This is a genomic window from Nocardioides houyundeii, assembly GCF_002865585.1.
Classification (GTDB): domain Bacteria; phylum Actinomycetota; class Actinomycetes; order Propionibacteriales; family Nocardioidaceae; genus Nocardioides; species Nocardioides houyundeii.
The window spans coordinates 2626789-2646377 of sequence record NZ_CP025581.1 but is presented as its reverse complement, the minus strand read 5'-3'; the positions used below and the strand labels follow the sequence as shown (position 1 = coordinate 2646377).

Genomic DNA, 19589 nt, shown 5'->3' with positions numbered 1-19589 from the left:
TATGGATCCGGGGGCGGAGGTCGAGGTACGGCGCAGCAAGCGGCGCCGTCGTACCGTGTCGGCCTATCGGGAGGGCGACAGGATCGTGGTGCTCATCCCCGCGGCGATGAGCAAGCGCGAGGAAGGGCGCTGGGTGCGCGACATGGTGGCCCGGCTGGAGCGCTCGGAGGCGCGCAAGCGTCCCAGCGACGACCAGCTCCTGGCCCGCGCGAGCCAGCTCAACAACGACATCTTCGGTGGGCTGGCCCAGCCGGCATCGGTGCGCTGGGTCGGCAACCAGCGCAGCCGCTGGGGTTCCTGCACGCCCGGCGACCGGTCCATCAGGCTCTCGGCCCGGCTCCAGGGTCTGCCCACCTGGGTCATCGACTACGTGATCGTGCACGAGCTGGCGCACCTTCTCGAGCCCAGCCACGACGAGCGCTTCTGGGGCTGGGTCAACCGCTACCCGCGCGCCGAGCGGGCGCGCGGCTACCTGCTCGGCTGGTCCGCGGCCGCCCAGGTGGATCCGCCGGACAGTGAGGGCCCACCGGGTCGTGAGGACGAGGTGATCGACTGACGCCACCGGTCCCGGGACGCCGAGATCAGCTCGTGCATCTCCGCCTCCAGGCCGGGTGGCAGGGCATCGACGGGCCACCAGCGCACGTCGAGCGACTCCTCGCTCGCGCCGTGCGCCACCCCGCGCTCGGCGAGCGCGGTGAAGCGCACGTCGAGATGGTGGACCGTCCCCGAGGGGTCGCAGAAGTCGACCGCGTGCTCGTCCAGGTGCACGGGCACCGGATCCAGCTCCAGGGATGCGACTCCGGACTCCTCCAGGCCCTCTCGCAGGGCGACGCCGGACAGGGACCGGTCCCCGGGCTCGCAGTGCCCGCCGAAGGCGAACCAGCGCCGTGCCTTGCGGTGCAGGTTGAGCAGCACCTGGTCCAGGTCCGGGGAGAGCACCAGGACTCCGGCGGTCACGTGGTCGGGGAAGCATCCGCGGTCCAGCCCGTCGGGTCGCGCGAGCAGGTGGGCGAGGAAGCGCTGGCGCAGCTCGGCCTGCCGCCCCACCGACGGTTGCCAGTGCTGCAGGCGGGCGAGGGCGTCCGCGTGCAGGCTCACTCCTGGGGCCGGTCCTCGGGAGCGTCGCCGCGCGGGCCGTCCAGCAGGTCGCGGAGCCCGGCGTCGAACTCCTCCTCCGAGAGGTCCCCGGTCGCCTCTGCCCCCTCGCGGAAGCCGAGGGGATCGTCGAGGTCAGCGGCGGTGGGCAGCAGGTCCGGGTGCATCCACACGCCGTCCCGGGCCTCGGTGCCCTGTCGGCTCTGCAGCGAGCCCCACAGCGTGGAGGCCTCACGCAGCCTGCGGGGGCGCAGCTCCAGACCCACCAGCGAGGCGAAGGCCTGCTCGGCCGGGCCGCCCGCGGCACGGCGGCGGCGCACTGCCTCCTGGAGCTTGGCCGCGGCCGGCATGCGCTCGGCCGTCGCCTGGCCCACGACCTGGTCGACCCAGCCCTCGACCAGTGCCAGGGTGACCTCGAGCCGCTCCAGGGCGGCGCGCTGCTTGGGGGAGTCCGAGAGGTCGAAGAGCCCACCCTCGAAGGCATCCTGCATGGCCATCGGGTTGGTCATGTCCATGCCGCGCAGCTTCTCCTCCATGTCGGAGGTGTTGATCTCGATGCCACGGGCGTAGTCGGTCACCGCTGCGAGCAGGTGCTCGGAGAGCCACGGCACGTTGGCGAACAGCCGGTGGTGCGCAGCCTCCCGCAGCGCCACGTAGAGCAGCACGTCGTCGTCGGTGACGTCGAGTCCCTCGCCGAAGGCCCGGATGTTGGCCGGGACCAGGGCGGCCTGGCCGGGGGTGGACAGGGGGAGCCCGACGTCGGTGACGCCCCACACCTCCCCGGCGAGGGTGCCGAGCCCGGACCCGACCTGGGTGGCGACCATCGCGCCCGTGGCCTTGCCCAACATCCCGATCAGCGGGCCGGCCAGGGCCCGTGCCTCCTCGGGGAGGGCCTGGCCCAGGGACTCCACCGCGGAGGTCGCGATCGGCTCCACGAGCTTCTTCCACACCTCGGTGGTGCCCACGATCCACTCGGCCCGGCTCCAGGCCGTCGCCTGGGTGACCCCGGAGCTGAAGTCCGTGGCGGCGTCGAGCCAGTGGTCGGCCAGGCGGACCGCGTCCGCCACCGCGTCCTTCTGGGCCTGGGTCGGGGAGGGGTCCGGCTGCTGGGCGGCGCTCTTGCGGGCCATGTCGATCGCGTAGTCCCAGTTGATGGGTCCCTCGTAGGGCTGCATCAGCCGCTGCACCTGCCCCATCAGCGAAGCGAGGTCCGGCATGCCGGCTGGCAGTCCGCCGCCGCCGAAAAGCTGCTCGAAGGGAGTGCCCTTGAACGGGTTGTCGTCTCCCTGGCCGGGCTGAGGGGGGTTGTCGGTCATGTCACGAGATTACTCGCCGACCGGTTGCCGGACAGCGGGGCGGGCGCCTCCTAGACTCGACGGCGTGAGCTCTCGTGACGCCGTACGGCTGGTGGACCTGCGCGAGTCCGACCTGGACGTCGCCGAGGTGCTGGCAGCCCTGGACGATCCTGCCGCCGGCGGACTGACGCTCTTCGTCGGTCGGGTCCGCGACCACGACGGCGGGCGAGGTGTGGACGGGCTCGACTACTCCGCCCATCCCAGCGCCCTGGACAAGCTGCGCGAGGTGGCCGGTCGGATCGTGCAGGAGCACGACGTGCTGGGGGTGGCGGCCGTGCACCGGACCGGGACGCTGCGGGTCGGGGACATCGCCGTGGTGGTCGCGGCCACCGCCGCGCACCGGGACGGCGCCTTCCGGGCCTGCCGGGCCCTGATCGACACCCTCAAGGCCGAGGTGCCGGTCTGGAAGCACCAGCGCTTCGACGACGGCGACGAGGAGTGGGTCGGCACCCCCTGAGGGCACGGTCCGGATCGACGCCCGGGGTGAGGACGCCCGAGGTGAGACTGCACGCGGGCCGCTCCGCCGCGGCGTGGCACGAGCGCCCGGACCACGTGGGTGCCTAGGCTCCAGGGGTGGAGATCCTGTGGTGGCTGGTGCCCTCGCTGGCGGTGACGTCCGCTGCCATGTGCTGGGTCGGCTGGCTGGGCCGCGAGGGGCGGGGCGAGATCGACCGCGAGGTGGCGGTCGAGCGGCTCGCCCGCGCGCTGAGCAAGGACCGGCCGACCCCGGCCAAGCCGGAGGCGCGGATGCGGGACCGGAGCACCGGCATCGCGGTGCGACCGACCCGCGACGCCTCCGAGGTCCCGCCGTCCACCCGACGCGTGTCGTAGTTGCAGCCGTTTGAGAGGCTGGCGCCATGAGTCAACGGACCTTGGCGGGTGTTCTCGCGGTGCCGTTGATCGTCGCGCTGTGGCTGGCGGCCGTTTTCACCCCCCTTCCGTACGTCACCTACGAGCCAGGACTGACCGTCAACGTGCTCGGCGAGTCCGACGGCCACGAGATCGTCCAGGTCTCCGGGGCCAAGACCTACCGCGACGACGGGCAGCTGCGTCTGACCACCGTCTACGTGTCCCGCCCCCAGGCCACGGTCAACCTCTTCGAGGTCCTCGCCGCCTGGGCGGACCCCGACGACGCCGTGCTGCCCTACGACTCGGTCTACAGCCCGGACCAGACGCGTGAGGAGAGCAAGATCGAGGGCGCGGTGCAGATGGTCTCCTCCCAGGACACCGCCATCGCGACGGCCTTGACCGAGCTCGGCTACGAGGTCAGTCCGGTGGTCGAGGTGCTCTCGGTCAGCGAGGGCCTGCCCGCGGACGGCAAGCTCGAGGTCAGGGACCAGCTCGTGGAGGTAGGCGGGCGGCCCATCGCCGACGCCGACGACGTGGTCGCAGCGGTCGACGCAGCGCCCGCGGGCAAGCCGTTGGAGTTCGTCATCCAGCGCGACGGGAAGCGGCTCACCACCCAGGTCACCCCGACCCTGGTGGACGGCGACAAACGGGTCGGGATCACCCCGGGCGCCGGCTACGACTTCCCCTTCGACGTCTCGGTGAGCCTGGACTCCAGCATCGGCGGACCGAGCGCGGGCCTGCTCTTCGCGCTGTCGGTCTACGACACCCTCACTCCGGGCTCGCTGACCGGCGGCAACATCGTGGCCGGCACCGGCACCCTGGACGCCGAGGGCAAGGTGGGGCCCATCGGGGGAGTGGCCCAGAAGATCGCCGCCGCCAGGGAGGCCGACGCCGGCCTGTTCCTCGTGCCGGCGGACAACTGCGACGAGGCGGTGCACGCCGAGAACGGCGACATGCGCCTGGTGCGCGTCGAGACCATGAAGTCCGCCCTCGAGGCGGTCCAGGACTGGGCGGCAGACCAACAGGTCGAACTGCCGTCGTGTGAAAGGAACTCCACGTCATGACGGACCCACAGATCCAGGTGACTCTTCCCGATCCTGCCCTGGCTGCGGCGGTGCTCGAGATCGAGACGCACGTCGCGAGCCTGGGCTGGGACCAGCCGGCCCGGATGTATGCCCTGGTCGGCACCCAGCGGCTCGTCGAGTCCGAGCCGGAACTGGCCGCCAGCATGGGTCTGGACCAGTCCGCGGCGATGGGGTCGCTGACCCCGGTCGAGCAGGAACGCCTCCCGGTGGACCAGCCGCTGGAGCAGGTGCTGGAGTCCATCGTCTGGCCGGAGCGCGTCGACGGGTGCGCGGTCGCCCTGGAGCGGCTGGTGCTGCCACCCGGCTCGGACGCCGAGCTCCCCGAGGACCCGACGGAGGCCGGTGAGTTCGCACGGAACCACCCGTTGCGGCAGGAGGTGCGCCTGGTTGCGGGCGTCACCCGCACCGGCTCGACGTACTGCGCGTTGCGGCTGCGCGCCCACGACGACCAGCAGTCGGTCGTGGACGGCACCGACCTGGTGCCCGGCCTGATCGCCCTGCTTTCCAGCACGTTCGACGACGAGGAGACCCAGTGAGTGGAATGTTCGGCCAGCCGGCCCGGCCGGCGGCGGAGCCGCCCGCGGTGCCCAGGCGGTCACGGGCGCTGGTGATCACGGCCGCGGTGCTCCTGGTGGGCTTCCTGCTGCTCACCGCGTTCGCGTCCTTCTGGACCGAGCGGCAGTGGTTCGACTCCTTCGGCTTCGGCGGGGTGTTCAGCACCCTGCTGTGGACCCGCGTCGGACTGTTCGTCACCTCCGGAGTCGTGATGGGCGCCTTCGTCGCGCTCAACATGTACCTGGCCTACCGGTTCCGTCCCTACTTCCGCCCCGCGTCCAGCGAGCAGGACAACCTCGATCGCTACCGCGGAGCGGTCACCCCGCTGCGGGGATGGCTGCTCGCCGGCGTCTCGGTCGTGCTGGGGCTGTTCGCCGGAGCCTCCGGTGCCGGACAGTGGCGCGAGTTCACCCTGTGGCGCAACTCGGTGCCGTTCGGCACCAAGGACCCGTTCTTCGACCGCGACGTGAGCTACTACGTCTTCGAGCTGCCGTGGTGGCACTACGTCGTGGACTTCACGATGGCGGTCGCCGTCATCGGGCTGCTGGCCGCCGCGGTCGTGCACTACCTGTACGGCGGCATCCGGCTGCAGGTGAGCCGGGACCGGCTCAGCCCGGCCGCGCAGGCGCAGTTCTCCGCGCTCCTGGGTCTCTTCGTCCTCGCGAAGGGCGTCGACTACTGGCTCGACCGCTTCGACCTCCTCAACGAGGAGGGCAGCCTGATCACGGGGATGAACTTCACCGACGACAAGGCGGTGCTGCCGGCCAAGAACATCCTGCTGGGGATCTCGATCATCTGCGCCGTGCTCTTCTTCCTCAACATCTGGCGCAAGACCTGGGTGCTGCCCTCGGTGGGCGTCGCTCTGCTGGCGCTCTCGGCGATCCTGCTCGGCCTGATCTGGCCGGGCGTCGTGCAGCGGTTCCAGGTCTCGCCGAGCGAGCCGGACAAGGAGGCGCCGTACATCGAGAAGAACATCGCCGCGACCAGAGCGGCGTACGGCATCGACGACGTCGACGTGAAGCGCTACACCAGCGCCCCCGAGCTCGACGCCCAGCTGGCGGCCCTGGACGCCGACACCTCGTCGGTCCCCCTGGTCGACCCCCAGCTGGTGAAGCAGACCTTCGAGCAGCAGCAGCAGGTCCGCGCCTACTACACCGTGGCCGACGTGCTCGACGTCGACCGCTACACCCTCGGCGGCCAGGAGCGCGCCATGGTGCTCGGGGTCCGCGAGCTCGACCAGGAGGGTCTGGCCCCGGGGGACCGCAACTGGTCCAACCTGCACACCGTCTACACACACGGCACCGGGATGATCGCGGCGTACGCCAACCAGCGTCCCGGGGACAACCGGAGCCAGGCCGCCGGGATCCAGTGGGCCGAGGGTCAGGAGGACGGACAGAGCGCCCTGGCCGAGATGGAGGGCGAGCCCTACGAGCCGCGCGTCTACTTCGGTGAGCTGAGCCCGAGCTACTCGATCGTCGGCAAGGCCTCCGACGGGCCCGACGTCGAGCTCGACCTGCCCCAGGGCGAGGAGGACGACACCAGCGCCGCCACCACCTACGACGGCGACGCCGGCGTGCCGGTGGGCGGACTGTTCAACAAGCTGCTGTACGCGGTGAAGTTCGGCGAGCCGAACATGCTGCTCTCCTCGCGGGTCAACGAGAACAGCAAGATCCTCTACGACCGCAACCCCCGCCGGATGGTCGAGAAGGTCGCCCCCTGGCTCACCGTGGATGCAGACCCCTACCCGGTCGTCGTCGACGGCCGCATCCAGTGGATCCTCGACGGCTACACCGTCACCGACCAGTACCCGCAGTCCGAGCGGGAGTCCTTCGAGGACATGACCGACGACTCGCTGCAGCAGGCGCCTGGCTTCCAGACCCTGCCCACCGACGAGGTCAACTACGTGCGCAACGCGGTCAAGGCGACGGTCGACGCCTACGACGGCACCGTGAAGCTCTACGCCTGGGACGAGGAGGACCCGATCCTCCAGGCCTGGCGCGGCGCCTTCCCCGACGTGGTCCAGGACAAGGACGAGATCCCCGAGTCCCTGATGTCGCACCTGCGCTACCCCGAGGACCTGTTCAAGGCCCAGCGGTTCCAGTTCGCCCGCTACCACGTCCAGGACCCCAAGGACTGGTACCAGAACAACAACCGCTGGGAGGTCCCGGAGGACCCGAACGACAAGGACAACCAGCAGCCGCCGTACCGCCTGTTCCTGAACCGGCAGGCCGAGGGCGAGGAGGAGCCGGCGGAGGGTCAGGTCTGGTCCCTCACCTCGGTGTACGTGCCTCGCGACAAGGCCAACCTGGCTGCTTTCGTCTCGGTCAACTCCGACGCCAACAGTCCGGACTACGGCAAGATCGAGGCCCTGGAGCTGGCCGACGAGCGGACCAACGGGCCAGCGCTGGTGGCCAACGAGATCGCCTCGGACGAGGACGTGCGTGACGAGCTGTTCTCGTTCGACCAGGGTGGCATCAACCCGCGCTACGGCAACCTGCTGACCATGCCGGTGGGCGACGGGCTGATGTACGTGCAGCCGCTGTACGCCGCTCGTGACTCCTCGGAGTCCTCCTACCCGATCCTGAGCTTCGTGCTCGTCTCCTACGGCGGACGGGTCGGCATCGACACCACGCTGCGCGGCGCGATCGCCGACGTGCTGGGTGTGGAGGACTCCGAGACCGCCACTCCCACCGAGCCCGAAGGTGGGGAGGAGACCCCGTCGGAGCCCGCGGAGTCGGTGAACGCCCAGGTGCGCAAGCTGCTCGACCAGGCCGCGGCCAAGTTCGAGGAGGCCGGGGCTGCCCAGCGCGAGGGGGACACCGTCGGTTGGGCCGAGGCGATCGCCGACGCCGAGGCGCTGATCGACGAGGCCGTGGAGCTGACCGACGAGTGACTCCGGGGTGGGGCGAGTCCTCGCCCCACCCCGGATTTGGTCTGCCCAAGCCGATCACGTAATGTTCTGTTCAGCGGCGCGGGGTGGAGCAGCTCGGTAGCTCGCTGGGCTCATAACCCAGAGGTCGCAGGTTCAAATCCTGCCCCCGCTACAAGAAGGTGGCCCCTGACCTGCGGAAACGCAGATCGGGGGCCACTGTGTGTTTTGAACCGATTCCACTTATGTCGCGGATTGGGTCCCAGAAACCCCCCGTCACATCCGTTCGCAATGGGGCTCGGGGTGGTCGCTCAGGCTCGCATCATCGATGGCTACGACCCCTCGACGGGCGCGTTTTCCAACCCATTGGCGCACGGCGCGCGCCCCGCCCCGCACCCTTGACCCGGGCTGTACAGTTTTCTGTACTGAGGAGGTGGGATGGTGAAGACGCTGAGCTACACCGAGTCCCGAGCACGCTATGCCCAGGTGCTCGATGACGTGGTCAACGACCGAGAGGAAGTTGTGATCACACGAGCCGGTCATCCGTCGGTGGTGATCGTCTCGTTGGAGGACTTCGAGTCCCTGCGAGAAACCGCCTACCTGTTGCGATCGCCTGCCAACGCTCGTCGCCTGCTCGACGCCATGGAGCGTCTGGAGGCCGATGCAGGGCAGAGCCACGACCTCCTCGACGCCGACTGAGGATGCGGCTGGTCTGGGACGCCAATGCCTGGGAGGACTACCTGTGGTGGCAGACCCAGGACCGCAAGGTGCTGAAGCGCATCAACCTGCTCATCCACGACGTCGTGCCCAACGGCAACGAAGGCATCGGCAAGCCCGAGCCGCTCAAGCATGACTTCGCCGGCTACTGGTCACGGCGGATCACCGACGAACACCGGCTGGTCTACAAGGTCACCAACACTGAAGTCCGCATCGCCGCCTGCCGCTACCACTACGGCCGCTGACCCACCACAACCGCCCGTCAGACTTCCCGTGGCTGACGCGTCGGGACCCGACCGCCGTCCCAGGCCCAGTCGGCGGACTCTCCAAGGGTGCGGTGGGGCGCCGGCCCGGTGCCGCGTGCGACCCGTCAGCACGACCGCGAACCCGAGCCGCACCAACACCCGAAGCTCTCGAACCCCGCGGGTGATGATTGTTAGACCCAGACGATGCTCGCCCCCACGCAGGTGTGTCGTCCGCACCGGCGAGCGGCAGCGGGGGGAGCGCCAGCAAACGCCTGATCCGAAGTGCACGCTCATGCTTGTTGAGCGCGCTATGCGCTCCAGAGGTCGGACCCCTCGATTGCGGGCACTCGCCAGCCCGGCCAGCCGTACGGCCTCGCAGGTTCATCCGGTGGCAAGACGAGAACGTCGTGGAACCCACAGCGGGTTCCACGACATTCACCGCGACTCTCTGCGACGTTCGGGAGCGGAGGTCTGGTCGGTATCGAATCAGTTGCCAGCGGGGCCAGTGGAGCGGTTGTTGTCATGCTCATGATGCTCGATGTCGCCCTCCGGCTCCTTGGCCAGCAGGAACGAGCCGACTGCCCAGACGATGGCTCCGATGAGGCCGACGTAGACGCCAATCTCGGTGTCGTAACCGGACCTCCGCTCGGCGTTTCCGGGAACCTCGAGGAGGTAGGACAGCGCCAGGCCGGTGGCGGCGATTCCAGCCGCCATCGAAGTCAAGGACAGGCCCCGGTGCTGACGCCGGGTCGCCCGCTTTGCGGCGTAGAGCAGCGCAGCGGCCAGGCCGACGCCGAGGTACGCCGTGAACGGGATGACGGTGTCGGTCTCATAGCCGCTGAAGCCCTTGTCGTCGGCCTGGACCCACTCAAGGAAAGTGGCGATCAGAAATACGACCACACCTGCCGTGGCGACGTAGGCGCCCATTGGGTTGGCACGGTGCGTTTCGTCATGACGGTTGTTGCCGGTTCGGCTTTCGTAGTTGCTCATGGAGAAGGAGGTACCCGTTTTGCTGAACAAGATGTCGCAGACACGATGACGTGCGGGCAACACTTCGGCGACTTGGCGAACTGCTGGTCGTGACACTCAACCCGTCTGCTGGACCTCGGCGGTGACAGAAAGGTGCCCTCCAGCATCGCCGTTCTACTGAGTGGAGCCCCATGCGGTCGAGCGGTGGCTCGCAGACTTGGCCGCGGGTCCATGACAAGGAGTTGTAGGGCCACCCCTACGCGGCAGGTGAGTGCGATCGGGTAGGTCCGAATATTGACTGCGGAGGGGGACTACTTCGTGGGTATCACGATGGAAGTGGCCGGTGACTTTTGGATCTTGGCCAGTCCCAGGTCCTGCGCGAGTCGGCGGACTCGTGCCGCGATGTCGTCGCGACCCAGCCGCATGCGGTCTGCACCGTCGATGCCTCGTTCCGAGGGCTCGTCGGTCTCCCAGACCTCGAACCGGGTGCCGTCGACGGGTTCGACTTTGGCCTCGCGTCCCGGGATGACGACGAGGTCTGCTGCGCCGACCAGGGCGGGGTGACGGGCTTCGGCTTGCGTCCGGTGATGTCGACGCCGATTTCGTGCAGGTTCGGGGCCAGCGCCACGCTGGCGACCCCCGGGATGGCGACCACGGACGCCGCGGTCATCACTCGGCGTGGGCCGAACGCGTCGATGTGCCGACCGACCCGGATCCCGACGCCGCCGGAGAGGATCAGGGACAGGGAGAACGCGCCGGTGACGGCGACGCTCGACCAGCCGGTGTCGGTGGCGATGGAGGACTGGACAGCAGCGAACGCGTAGTAGAGGACACCCCAGGACGCGGACGACGAGCAGCGGTCCGAGGCCATCAACGACTGACGGCGGCGACGGGGAGCGCGCTGGAACTCGACATCAAGGGTGGGCGTGCTCGTCGGCTCGCCGCGTCCCTGGCTGGCCTGGCACTGCTCTTCGCCCGAGGGCGGGCTACCGGCGGGTCGTGGTCTCCCGGGCGAGGAGGCCGATGAACTCGTCTGCCATCTCGAGCTGTCGGACCAACTTGTGGCGTCGGTCGGCGGCTTCTGCCTGGACCGAGGCCAGACGGTCTCGTGCCTCGACCTGGGCGGTGTCCGAGGTTGCGGGGTCTCGTAGGGCCTCGATGTCGTCGAGGACGGCCTTCATCTCGTCCAGGGTGAAGCCGAGCGGCTTCATGCGGCGGATGACCAAGATCTTCTCGACGTCGTCCTCGGTATAGAGCCGGAACCCGCCCTCGGTGCGACCCGAGGGTGCGAGCAGGCCCACCTCCTCCCAGTGCCGCAGGCTGCGCAGCGACAGCTCCGTTCGGGCGGCGACCTCGCCGATGTGCATGACGGCCGACGACCGAAGCCCGGCCTCGTCGCGCCCCGTGTCCGACAAATCCACCTTGCTGGTCACCGTAGCCACCCTCACGTCGCGTCAACTTCAACTCTACCCTTCCGTAAGGGTAGAGTTGCGTTCAGACTTCCGCTGGCGATGACGCCAGCACCCGGCCCCATGGTCTCGCACTCACAGCTAGTGCCACGCACCACGGCCGCCGACCGCCACCCCCAAGCTCGATTGGAGCACCTTGTCTTGACCATGTCCGCGCCCACCGTTGCGCAGCCCGCACCCGACAACAGCGTCTGGACCGCGCTGCGTTCGCCGAAGCTGCTGCGCACCGAGGTCCTCGCCGGCCTCGTCGTCGCGCTCGCGCTCATCCCCGAGGCGATCTCGTTCTCGATCATCGCAGGCGTCGACCCGCAGGTCGGGCTGTTCGCGTCCTTCACCATGGCCGTCGCCATCTCGTTCCTCGGCGGGCGCCCGGCGATGATCTCGGCCGCTACCGGCGCCATCGCGTTGGTCATCGCTCCCGTCATGCGCGAGCACGGCCTGGACTACCTGATCGCCACCGTCCTGCTCGGTGGTCTCATCCAGGTCGCGCTCGGCCTCGGCGGCTTCGGCAAGCTCATGCGGTTCATCCCGCGCTCGGTCATGGTCGGGTTCGTCAACGCCCTGGCCATCCTCATCTTCATGGCCCAGGTGCCCTACATGGTCGACGTGCCCTGGCTGGTCTACCCGATGATCGCCATCGGCATCGCGGTGATGGTCGGCCTCCCGCGGGTCACCAAGGTGATCCCGGCTCCGCTGGTCGCCATCGTCGCGCTGACCGGGTTCACCGTCCTGGCAGCCGTCACCGTCCCCGACGTGGGGGACGAGGGCGAGCTGCCCAGCTCGCTGCCGAGCCTGTTCTTCCCCGATGTGCCGTTCAACCTCGACACGCTCCAGATCATCGCCCCCTACGCGGTGGCGATGGCGCTGGTCGGGCTGCTGGAGTCGCTGATGACCGCCAAGCTCGTCGACGACATCACCGACACCCACTCCGACAAGACCCGGGAGTCGTGGGGCCAGGGCGCCGCAAACGTCATCACCGGGTTCTTCGGCGGCATGGGCGGCTGCGCCATGATCGGTCAGACGATGATCAACGTGAAGGCCTCCGGGGCCCGCACCCGCATCTCGACCTTCCTGGCCGGGGTGTTCTTGCTCATCCTGGTCGTCGGCTTCGGCGACGCCGTAGCCATCATCCCGATGGCCGCGCTGGTCGCGGTCATGATCATGGTCTCGGTCGGAACCTTCGACTGGCACTCCATCCAACCCGCCACCCTGCGCCGGATGCCGAAGTCAGAGACCACCGTCATGGTCGCCACCGTCGCGGTCACCGTCGCCACCCACAACCTCGCCATCGGCGTCGTTGTGGGCGTCCTGGTCGCCATGACCCTCTTCGCCCGCCGTGTTGCCCACCTCACCGAGACCCGCCGCGAGCTCGTCGAGGACCGCGAGGGGAACGCCACGGCCATCTACCGCGTCACCGGCGAGCTCTTCTTCGCCTCCTCCAACGACCTGTACACCCAGTTCGAGTACGCCGAAGACCCCGACCAGGTCGTCATCGACCTCACCGACTCCCACATCTGGGACGCCTCCACCGTCGCCTCACTCGACGCCATCACCACCAAGTACGCCCGCAAGGGCAAGACCGCCACCATCGTCGGCCTCAACCCCTCCAGCGCCGACCGCCACGAACGACTCACCGGACAGCTCGCCACTCACTGAGACCGTCCGCTGCTGCGCTGTCCGACCGTCCGCGTCTCGGCAGGACCGCGGGGATCGCGGCATGACCGAGCGGGTAGCCCTCGGTTCCCGTCGGGGCGGAGGGGGGCAGGGATCCTGCGGCGGCAAACTCAATAGCTTGATCTCGGGACGGTCTCCCGCGCTGCGAGGTCGGCTCTTCTGGGGGACTCGAGATCGATTTGAGTCGTGCCGCACTTAGTCCCGTAAACGCCAGCACCGGCCCCCCTCTGCGAGTGAGGTGTGATAACGCCCGCCGCGTAGAGACGTCCGGATCTCCCGAGATGCGTGCATTCGCGCCAGGACTAACCGGCCGCGCGGCGCCCGTTGATCTCGATTCCAGGACTAGGGTCGGACAATGACCGCAAACGAAAATCGCTCCGGCGGGGCGACGACCGAGCGTGACTACCGCAACCTCCCACCGGGAGTGCGGTTGGAGGAGACCATCACGAGCGTCGAGCCTGACCCTGTGCCCGACCCATATGCAGGGCGGAACGTCGACCAGCATCGCGCCCTGCGAGATGACTGAGCACACTCATGGCGGACACGTCGACGTCCGTATCTGCCGCGATCCGCGCGCTCGCTATCGCACCTCAATCGCAGAGGGGGCACAGGCAGCCGTACCGGAACAAGAGGGAGCAGAAGGATCGGCCGGGCTGGACGCAACTTTCCGGGTCTTTGCGCAGGTCAGAGCACACATCGTCAAGAACCGTCTAAAAATCCAGATGGACCGAGCTCACACGCCGCAGGCCCAGAGGTCGCAGGTTCAAATCCTGTCCCCGCTACAAATATGATGTCTCCGGACATCGGCAAGGCCCGAACCACGGAAGTGGTTTCGGGCCTTTGTCATTTCCTGGGTTGGTGGTGCGCCCAGAGGCAAGGGGCCCCTCGACAAGAGCGGGTGCCGGGCGTGGCTTGAGGGATGGACCATCACTGCGATGGGTACCTTCAAACGGCGTGACGAACCCGAGGACCGCGATCCTGTCGTCGACAACTTCTTCCAGACTCCACGAAGGACTGTGATCATGACGACCGACTCCTCCATCCCGGGACCCGACGAAGAACGGGTCGGAGCGGGCACACCCGAGGCCGGCACCTCAGCCACGGACCCCGCCCCTGGGTTCACTCGAGCAAGCGCCGCCTGGGTGGCCACCGGGGTCGCGCTGCTGCTGCTGATCCTCCTCATCGTGTTCGTCCTCCAGAACTCGACGAAGGTCGCGGTCCACTTCCTCGGTCTTGACGGGACGATCCCTCTCGGGATGGCCCTGTTGATCGCCGCAGTGGGCGGCGGCGTGATGGTAGGCATCGCCGGCGTCGCCCGGGTCACGCAGCTGCGCAGGATCGCCCGACGCACCAGACGAAGTCCAGCGCGCCCCTGACGAAGCTGGCCACGCGTGCCTGGGACTCACCGCGAGACGGTGCCGCAGGTCAGCACGGGGTCAGAGCCAGTCCTTGCGTCTGAAGGTGATGAAGAGAGCACCGGAGAGCGCAACGATGAGGAGTGAGGACGTGACGAAGCCCGAGTGTTGGGCGAACCCGGGATACGGCAGGTTCTGGCCGTAGAAGCCGGTGATCGCCGTCGGCACCGCGATGATGGCCGCCCAGCTGGTGATCTTCTTGGTGATGATGTTGAGCCGGTTGCCCTGGATCGTCAGGTTCGTCTCCAGGATGGTGTTCACGAGGTCGCGCAGGCTCTCGGCCCACTCGGTCACGCGCAGCACGTGGTCGTAGACGTCCTGGTAGTAGGGCATGAGCTCGTCGGGGACCAACCCGACGTCCCGTCGCATCAAGGTGTTGACCACTTCTCGCATGGGCAGGACCACGCGACGGAGCCGCACGAGACTCTTGCGCAGCTCGAAGCTGCGCCGTTGGACGCTCTGCTCGTGCGGTCTGTCATCGAACAGGAGGTCCTCCAGCTGCTCGATCTGGTCGTCGAGCGACTCCACTGCTGCGAAGTGCCCGTCGACCACGAAGTTCAGCAGGCCGAGGAGCAGGGCGCCGACTCCGAATCGGGTGAGCCCAGCCTCGTCGTCCCACCGGGCCAGCAACGCATCGAGGGAGAAGTTCTCCTCGGGCCGTACGGTGACGAGGACGGCCGGGGTGACGAACGCGTGCATCTCGGCGGTGACCAGCTGACCACTGTCCATGTCGAGCTGCACCGTGTAGGCGCTGAGGAAATCATGTCCGTCGTAGCGGTCGAACTTAGGGCGTTGACGACCTTGGGCGACGTCCTGGACGGCCAGCTCGTGCAGTCCGAGCTCGCTCGCCACCAACTGCAGCTCTGCGAGATCCGTGGCACACAGATCGACCCAGAGAACGGCCAACTTGTCTTTCACGTGATCGGACAGCTGCTCCAGGGGGAAGTCTTCATCGGTGAGAACGCCCCCGCGGTAGCAGCGAGTACGTGGTGGCATGGCATCAGTATCACGCGCGGGTCGTGCGATTCGGCGTAGGTGGATGCACCGTCTTCGCCGCCCGGCGGTCCCTGAGTGTGAGCCTCCCGGGCGGCCGGGTACCCTGGTCTCAGCGACGCGGGGTGGAGCAGCTCGGTAGCTCGCTGGGCTCATAACCCAGAGGTCGCAGGTTCAAATCCTGCCCCCGCTACAAATGTGATCTCGCAAGAGATAGGAAAGATCCGAACCCTCACTGGGGGTTCGGATCTTTCGCGTTTCGGGGTTGGTAGTCCTTGCTGGTGTCGATGGTGAGCTCGCGTAGGAGTTCGCCGGTGATGGCGTTGATGACGCGGACGTCGAGGTCCTGGACGAGCAGGATGACGTGGGTTCGGTTGTGGGTTCGGCCGACGCCGATGTGTCTGAGTTGGCCGGCCACGCGCAGGGTGACGGTGCCGGACTTGTCGACGCGGTCGTGCCGGATCCGGTCGTGGGTCTGTGCGTCGCGGCTGGGGCCTGGGACGGCTTTGGGCATGGTGTCGTAGAGCGCTGCTGGGGTGGCGCGGTGGGGCAGGGATCGGTGCGGCCGGTGCTGGTTGTATTCGGCGGCGAATCGGTCGAGCAGGGTCTGGAGCTGGTCGATGGTGGCGGGTTGGTCGGGTTGGGCGCGGAGCCACTTCTTCATGGTCTGCTGGAACCGCTCGACCTTGCCGCAGGTGGTGGGATGGTTGGGCCGGGAGTTCTTCTGGACCACGTGCCAGTCGCGTAGTTGCTGCTCGAAGCCGTTGCGGCCGCCTTGGCGGCCGTGGCCGGCCAGGCGGACGGTGTAGACCATCCCGTTGTCGGTCAGGGTGGATCCGGGTATGCCGTGCTGACCTGCGGCTTTGCGGAACGTGTTGAGGACGATCGGGGTGGTGATCGCCCGGTGCGCGGACACGTGGAGGGCGTAGCGGGTGCAGTCGTCGAGCCAGGTGATGATCTCGATGCCCTTGGGGAAGGTCGTGGTGTCGGTCAACGGGTAGTGGGTGAAGTCGGACTGCCAGGTCTCGTTGGGCATGGCGGCCTGGAACCGGATGTAGGAGGCCTTCGGTTTCTTCTTGGGTTCGGGGGTGACGAGGCCGGCACGGGTCAGGTAGCGGCTGATCGTGGCCACGGACACGGTTGTGTGGTGGTGCTGGGTCAGGTGCCAGGCGATGGTGTCGGGTCCGGCGTCGTGGCCGGCTGTGGTGAGCTTGTCGCGTAGCTCGAGGATCAGGTCCGCGGTCTGGGTGGGGATCGCGGTCGGGTTGGTGTGCGGGCGCCGGGAGCGGGGTTCGAAGGCGGCATCGCCCTCGGTTCGGTAGCGGGCCACGAGTTTGCTGACCCAGCTGGGTGAGACGTCGTAGCTGCGGGCGACGTCGGCTTGTGGGCGTCCCTCGAGGACGACCGCGGTGATGATCAGTCTGGCTTTCGACACCACCGGAGGGTCTCGGTCCGGTGTTTCCTATGTCTTGAGAGATGTGTTTCCTATGTCCTGAACCAGCACACTGCCCCCGCTACAAAGGACAAGGCCGGATCTGCAGAGATGCAGATCCGGCCTTGTTGCTATTGGCGGCTCCTAGAAATCCCATTGAACGGCGCGGAGTCGCGTCGTGACTCTCGGCAGACCCATGAGGTAAGCCGCTCGCGCTGGTTGCGTTCTGCGGCCGAGACACCCAGTGGCGACGTTTGTGCCTGAGCGACCCGGATTCCTGGCGGGTGCCGTCGTGATGCGAGGCCGGCACCGGCAGCGATGCGGTGACTCTGACCCTGAACCTGCGCCCCGACGTCGTCTTGATGGAGATCAGGATCTACCGACGGCCTCGAGGCGACTCGACGGATCGTCGCTACCGATGGATCGGACGGCGGCCGGCTTCCGACAGACGTACTCCTATCGCTCGAGCCCTGGCAGGAGCGCGACCAGCGGGGCGTTCTCCTCGTCCAGGGTGAGCGCGCCCTCCCGCGCGGACCGTCTCGTCCATCCGGCGTACTGGTTGCTGCCGTAGAGGACCCGGTCCACGACGGCGAACTGGTACAGCACACCGAATTTATGATGCCGATCCGACATCGGCACCCGATCCGATCCCCTGAACGTGTACGCGAAGGTGAACGTCGTCGTCCCGGCGCGAGCGTTGGCTTCGTCGATCGCGTCGTAGAGCTCGGCTGAATTGGCCTCGTCGCTTGTGTAGGGGCTGCTGTAGGTGTCGCAGTCGGCCACCGCGGCGCGCAGCGCCCGGAAGGTGGCTCGTGCGGCGCTTGCGTCCGCGAAGCCCAGGATTGCGCGGTTGCGGCTGACCTCATCGTCGGAGATGTAGGTCCAGAGCCTGTCCTGAGCGTCGGAGTGGTAGAGGATCCCTTCGTCGCAGTGGCCCTCCGGCATGAGGATGACGCCCTTGCTGGGGCCGTTGACCATGTTGCTGCCGTAGGTCTCGGCCCACCCAAGGTCGAGCGGGAACTCTGCGAACCGGAGGGTGCTTCCGCCCTCGGTCACCTCGGTCACCTCGCTCGCCGGCGTCTCCTCCGCGGCGCCGGCCCGGGGAGCGGGCTCCGTGCTCTCTGCGGCGGTGGACGGTCGGGGGTCGGGGTCCTCCTGGATCCCCGCACGCAGTGCGAACGTGACGGCGGCGATCGCGAGCACCACCGCGGCCCCCACGATCAGCGGGCGGCGTAGTCGGTTGACGTGGTCGGGACGGGTGGCCGTGCTCCGCTCTGGCTCCATGGTGGTCCTTCTCCTGGCGTGCGGCGGATGCTATCGGTGAGATGGCGTCACCGCGTTGAAAGTTGCCGGGCCGAAGATTCGAGCTTGCCCTCGTCGCAGCCGCGGCGTGAGCGCTGGCTGCTCGGAGTGGGGCGAGTGGTCGCTTGCCGCCACTGTCGGGCAAACCGCGGGGCGACCTGAAGACTCTTTGTTCAGGACCGGCATACGGCGTTCGACATCCCGGCCCAACAGTTCGTCGACCTCGTCATCTCGTACCGCCTGCCAGGCCGCGAGCGCCACCAGGGGGACGGCCGCGGCCTCGGCGAACGACAGGGAGGCGGGCTTGAGCCCGATGTCCGTGGCGTCGATGGCGATGGACTCGGCGAAGGTCCCGATGCGGTGGTCTCGGGGCCGGGCCCAGATCGCGTCACCGACCTAGAAGCCACCCACGTCGGCGCCGAGCTCGGTGACGGTGCCTGAGACGTCATGGCCCAGGGTGAACGGTCGCGGGTAGTTCAGGACCTGCTTGAACTCCCCGTTGCGGATCATCACGTCGAGCGGGTTGACGCCGGCCGCGCGTACGTCGACCAGGACGTCGCCGGGACCCAGGAACTGTGACGCCAGAACTGTCGGTGCCACCGCTGCCGAACCAGCCATGCGCGGTCGTGAGCCTCCGCCGTCGCGTCGCCTGCGGGTGCCCGGCGCCGTACCTGGCCATGAGGGCTGCTCCGTCGCAGTGCCGTCATGGTCTGACAACGTACGCCGACGAGGTGGCCTGCGGCCACGGTTGGGCATCAGGTCAGCGCCGCAGGCAGACCTACTACCCGTTCACCAGCACCTGGGACCGACTGCGCCGAGTGCGTGGTTGCCGCGCGTGCTGGGGTTCGTCGAGGTCATGAGCGTGACTCGGCGTGGGGCGACTGGGCGGGCGGAGCGAATGCGCAGCCGCTCGGCACGCCGACGCGACGCAGCAGGACAGCAGCGGGGCAGAAGCCGGTGAGGCTGGACTGGAGGAGGTTGAGTCCGACGAACGCGGTCAGCAACAGCCACCAGGTCGACACGGTCAAGGTCAGGAGCACGCTGAGGAGGGTGACGGTCCCGGCCACGGCGAGGACGGCGCGGTCGAGGTTCACGGCCGACCTCCGAAGATCCGGCCGAGCAGGCTGGGGCTGGTGCCCTTCGCGTGGTCGTAGCCCGACCAGGTCGGCTTGCTGCAGGTCTTGCACGTGACTGCTCGACACATGGGTGAGCACTCTCCTTCTTCTGGTGGTGCTGATGAGTACGCGAATACCCGAGGCGGTTTCTTCCGACGGGCGCGGGCCGTGCGCTGCACCGTGCTCCGGGAGCACCGTGCAGCTGCGGCGAGGCCGACGGCCCGCCCCGCCTCTACCTGGTCGCGGTCAGCCTCGGAACAGCCTGGACAGGAAGCCGCCCTCGGTGCGCTCGGCCTTGGGGTGGCCCTTGCACCACTGACCGGCCGGCACGCTCCGCTTGACCTGGTCGATGTGCTGGCCGCAGCCGGTCCAGGTGGTCTTGCCACAGGTCTTGCACTTCACTGCTCGGCACATGGTGTGCTCCTTCTCTTCTCGAGTGGGTTGGAATCG

Annotated in this window: 21 protein-coding genes and 2 tRNA genes; 13 read left to right on the top strand and 10 right to left on the bottom strand. The window is 68.2% G+C overall.

Features of this window, described 5'->3' with window-relative positions:
• The first annotated feature begins 1 nt into the window (after nucleotide 1).
• Nucleotides 2–556, top strand: coding sequence for a M48 metallopeptidase family protein (locus C0R66_RS12685; RefSeq protein ID WP_101525002.1), 555 nt, complete (start codon nucleotides 2–4; stop codon nucleotides 554–556).
• Here the strand turns inward: C0R66_RS12685 and C0R66_RS12680 are convergent.
• Together C0R66_RS12680 and C0R66_RS12675 are read right to left on the bottom strand one after the other, a co-directional pair.
• Entirely contained in the window at nucleotides 469–1098 is a 630-nt protein-coding gene (locus tag C0R66_RS12680; protein ID WP_101525001.1) for an NUDIX hydrolase, read from the bottom strand. The genes C0R66_RS12685 and C0R66_RS12680 overlap by 88 nt on opposite strands.
• The gene (locus tag C0R66_RS12675; RefSeq protein WP_101525000.1) at nucleotides 1095–2411 is read right to left on the bottom strand and encodes a zinc-dependent metalloprotease; all 1317 of its coding nucleotides are present in this window, start codon (nucleotides 2409–2411) and stop codon (nucleotides 1095–1097) included. Before C0R66_RS12675 ends, C0R66_RS12680 begins: the two co-directional genes overlap by 4 nt.
• Nucleotides 2412–2475: 64 nt before the next feature.
• On the opposite strand from C0R66_RS12675, the gene C0R66_RS12670 reads away from it, so the two are divergent.
• From C0R66_RS12670 to C0R66_RS12635, 8 genes are all read left to right on the top strand, one after another.
• Entirely contained in the window at nucleotides 2476–2907 is a 432-nt protein-coding gene (locus C0R66_RS12670) for a molybdenum cofactor biosynthesis protein MoaE (protein ID WP_241901435.1), read from the top strand.
• Between the two features lie 116 nt (nucleotides 2908–3023).
• Nucleotides 3024–3281 (top strand): hypothetical protein, encoded by a 258-nt coding sequence (locus C0R66_RS12665; RefSeq protein WP_199286674.1) that lies wholly within the window; start codon nucleotides 3024–3026, stop codon nucleotides 3279–3281.
• A gap of 26 nt (nucleotides 3282–3307) precedes the next feature.
• A complete protein-coding gene (locus tag C0R66_RS12660) occupies nucleotides 3308–4363 on the top strand; it encodes a YlbL family protein (protein WP_101524998.1) in 1056 nt (351 codons plus the stop codon).
• Complete coding sequence (locus tag C0R66_RS12655) at nucleotides 4360–4920, top strand: PPA1309 family protein (protein WP_101524997.1); 561 nt, start codon at nucleotides 4360–4362, stop codon at nucleotides 4918–4920. The genes C0R66_RS12660 and C0R66_RS12655 overlap by 4 nt, the downstream gene beginning before the upstream one ends.
• A gap of 5 nt (nucleotides 4921–4925) precedes the next feature.
• On the top strand, nucleotides 4926–7832 hold the full coding sequence (locus tag C0R66_RS12650) for a UPF0182 family membrane protein (protein ID WP_101524996.1): 2907 nt from the start codon (nucleotides 4926–4928) through the stop codon (nucleotides 7830–7832).
• Nucleotides 7833–7909: 77 nt separating this feature from the next.
• Nucleotides 7910–7983: transfer RNA gene (locus C0R66_RS12645), tRNA-Met, on the top strand.
• Nucleotides 7984–8246: 263 nt separating this feature from the next.
• On the top strand, nucleotides 8247–8507 hold the full coding sequence (locus C0R66_RS12640) for a type II toxin-antitoxin system Phd/YefM family antitoxin (protein ID WP_241901434.1): 261 nt from the start codon (nucleotides 8247–8249) through the stop codon (nucleotides 8505–8507).
• Between the two features lie 2 nt (nucleotides 8508–8509).
• Nucleotides 8510–8770: a Txe/YoeB family addiction module toxin gene (locus C0R66_RS12635; RefSeq protein ID WP_101524995.1), complete on the top strand. Its 261-nt coding sequence runs from the start codon at nucleotides 8510–8512 to the stop codon at nucleotides 8768–8770.
• 486 nt (nucleotides 8771–9256) lie between these two features.
• On the opposite strand, the gene C0R66_RS12630 is transcribed toward C0R66_RS12635, so the two are convergent.
• A complete protein-coding gene (locus C0R66_RS12630; RefSeq protein WP_158648034.1) occupies nucleotides 9257–9760 on the bottom strand; it encodes a hypothetical protein in 504 nt (167 codons plus the stop codon).
• 566 nt (nucleotides 9761–10326) lie between these two features.
• On the opposite strand from C0R66_RS12630, the gene C0R66_RS18725 reads away from it, so the two are divergent.
• Nucleotides 10327–10563: a hypothetical protein gene (locus C0R66_RS18725; RefSeq protein WP_158648033.1), complete on the top strand. Its 237-nt coding sequence runs from the start codon at nucleotides 10327–10329 to the stop codon at nucleotides 10561–10563.
• 162 nt (nucleotides 10564–10725) lie between these two features.
• Here the strand turns inward: C0R66_RS18725 and C0R66_RS12620 are convergent, their stop codons facing one another.
• The gene (locus C0R66_RS12620; protein ID WP_199286673.1) at nucleotides 10726–11172 is read right to left on the bottom strand and encodes a MerR family transcriptional regulator; all 447 of its coding nucleotides are present in this window, start codon (nucleotides 11170–11172) and stop codon (nucleotides 10726–10728) included.
• A gap of 183 nt (nucleotides 11173–11355) precedes the next feature.
• Here C0R66_RS12620 and C0R66_RS12615 point away from each other — a divergent pair, with 183 nt between their 5' ends.
• Nucleotides 11356–12864 (top strand): SulP family inorganic anion transporter, encoded by a 1509-nt coding sequence (locus C0R66_RS12615; protein ID WP_101524992.1) that lies wholly within the window; start codon nucleotides 11356–11358, stop codon nucleotides 12862–12864.
• Nucleotides 12865–13904: 1040 nt separating this feature from the next.
• A complete protein-coding gene (locus tag C0R66_RS12610; protein WP_199286672.1) occupies nucleotides 13905–14258 on the top strand; it encodes a lipopolysaccharide assembly protein LapA domain-containing protein in 354 nt (117 codons plus the stop codon).
• Nucleotides 14259–14318: 60 nt separating this feature from the next.
• On the opposite strand, the gene C0R66_RS12605 is transcribed toward C0R66_RS12610, so the two are convergent.
• The gene (locus C0R66_RS12605; RefSeq protein ID WP_101524990.1) at nucleotides 14319–15293 is read right to left on the bottom strand and encodes a magnesium transporter CorA family protein; all 975 of its coding nucleotides are present in this window, start codon (nucleotides 15291–15293) and stop codon (nucleotides 14319–14321) included.
• 116 nt (nucleotides 15294–15409) lie between these two features.
• Here C0R66_RS12605 and C0R66_RS12600 point away from each other — a divergent pair.
• Nucleotides 15410–15483, top strand: a tRNA-Met gene (locus C0R66_RS12600).
• A gap of 39 nt (nucleotides 15484–15522) precedes the next feature.
• Here the strand turns inward: C0R66_RS12600 and C0R66_RS12595 are convergent.
• From C0R66_RS12595 to C0R66_RS19060, 5 genes are all read right to left on the bottom strand, one after another.
• A complete protein-coding gene (locus C0R66_RS12595; RefSeq protein ID WP_101526226.1) occupies nucleotides 15523–16725 on the bottom strand; it encodes an IS481 family transposase in 1203 nt (400 codons plus the stop codon).
• Between the two features lie 453 nt (nucleotides 16726–17178).
• A complete protein-coding gene (locus C0R66_RS18720) occupies nucleotides 17179–18006 on the bottom strand; it encodes a hypothetical protein (protein WP_158648032.1) in 828 nt (275 codons plus the stop codon).
• Nucleotides 18007–18420: 414 nt separating this feature from the next.
• The gene (locus tag C0R66_RS19065) at nucleotides 18421–18642 is read right to left on the bottom strand and encodes an alcohol dehydrogenase catalytic domain-containing protein (RefSeq protein ID WP_199286670.1); all 222 of its coding nucleotides are present in this window, start codon (nucleotides 18640–18642) and stop codon (nucleotides 18421–18423) included.
• Between the two features lie 236 nt (nucleotides 18643–18878).
• Nucleotides 18879–19118: a YgaP family membrane protein gene (locus C0R66_RS12580; RefSeq protein WP_101524989.1), complete on the bottom strand. Its 240-nt coding sequence runs from the start codon at nucleotides 19116–19118 to the stop codon at nucleotides 18879–18881.
• A gap of 267 nt (nucleotides 19119–19385) precedes the next feature.
• Complete coding sequence (locus tag C0R66_RS19060) at nucleotides 19386–19553, bottom strand: hypothetical protein (RefSeq protein WP_199286669.1); 168 nt, start codon at nucleotides 19551–19553, stop codon at nucleotides 19386–19388.
• Nucleotides 19554–19589 lie beyond the last annotated feature (36 nt).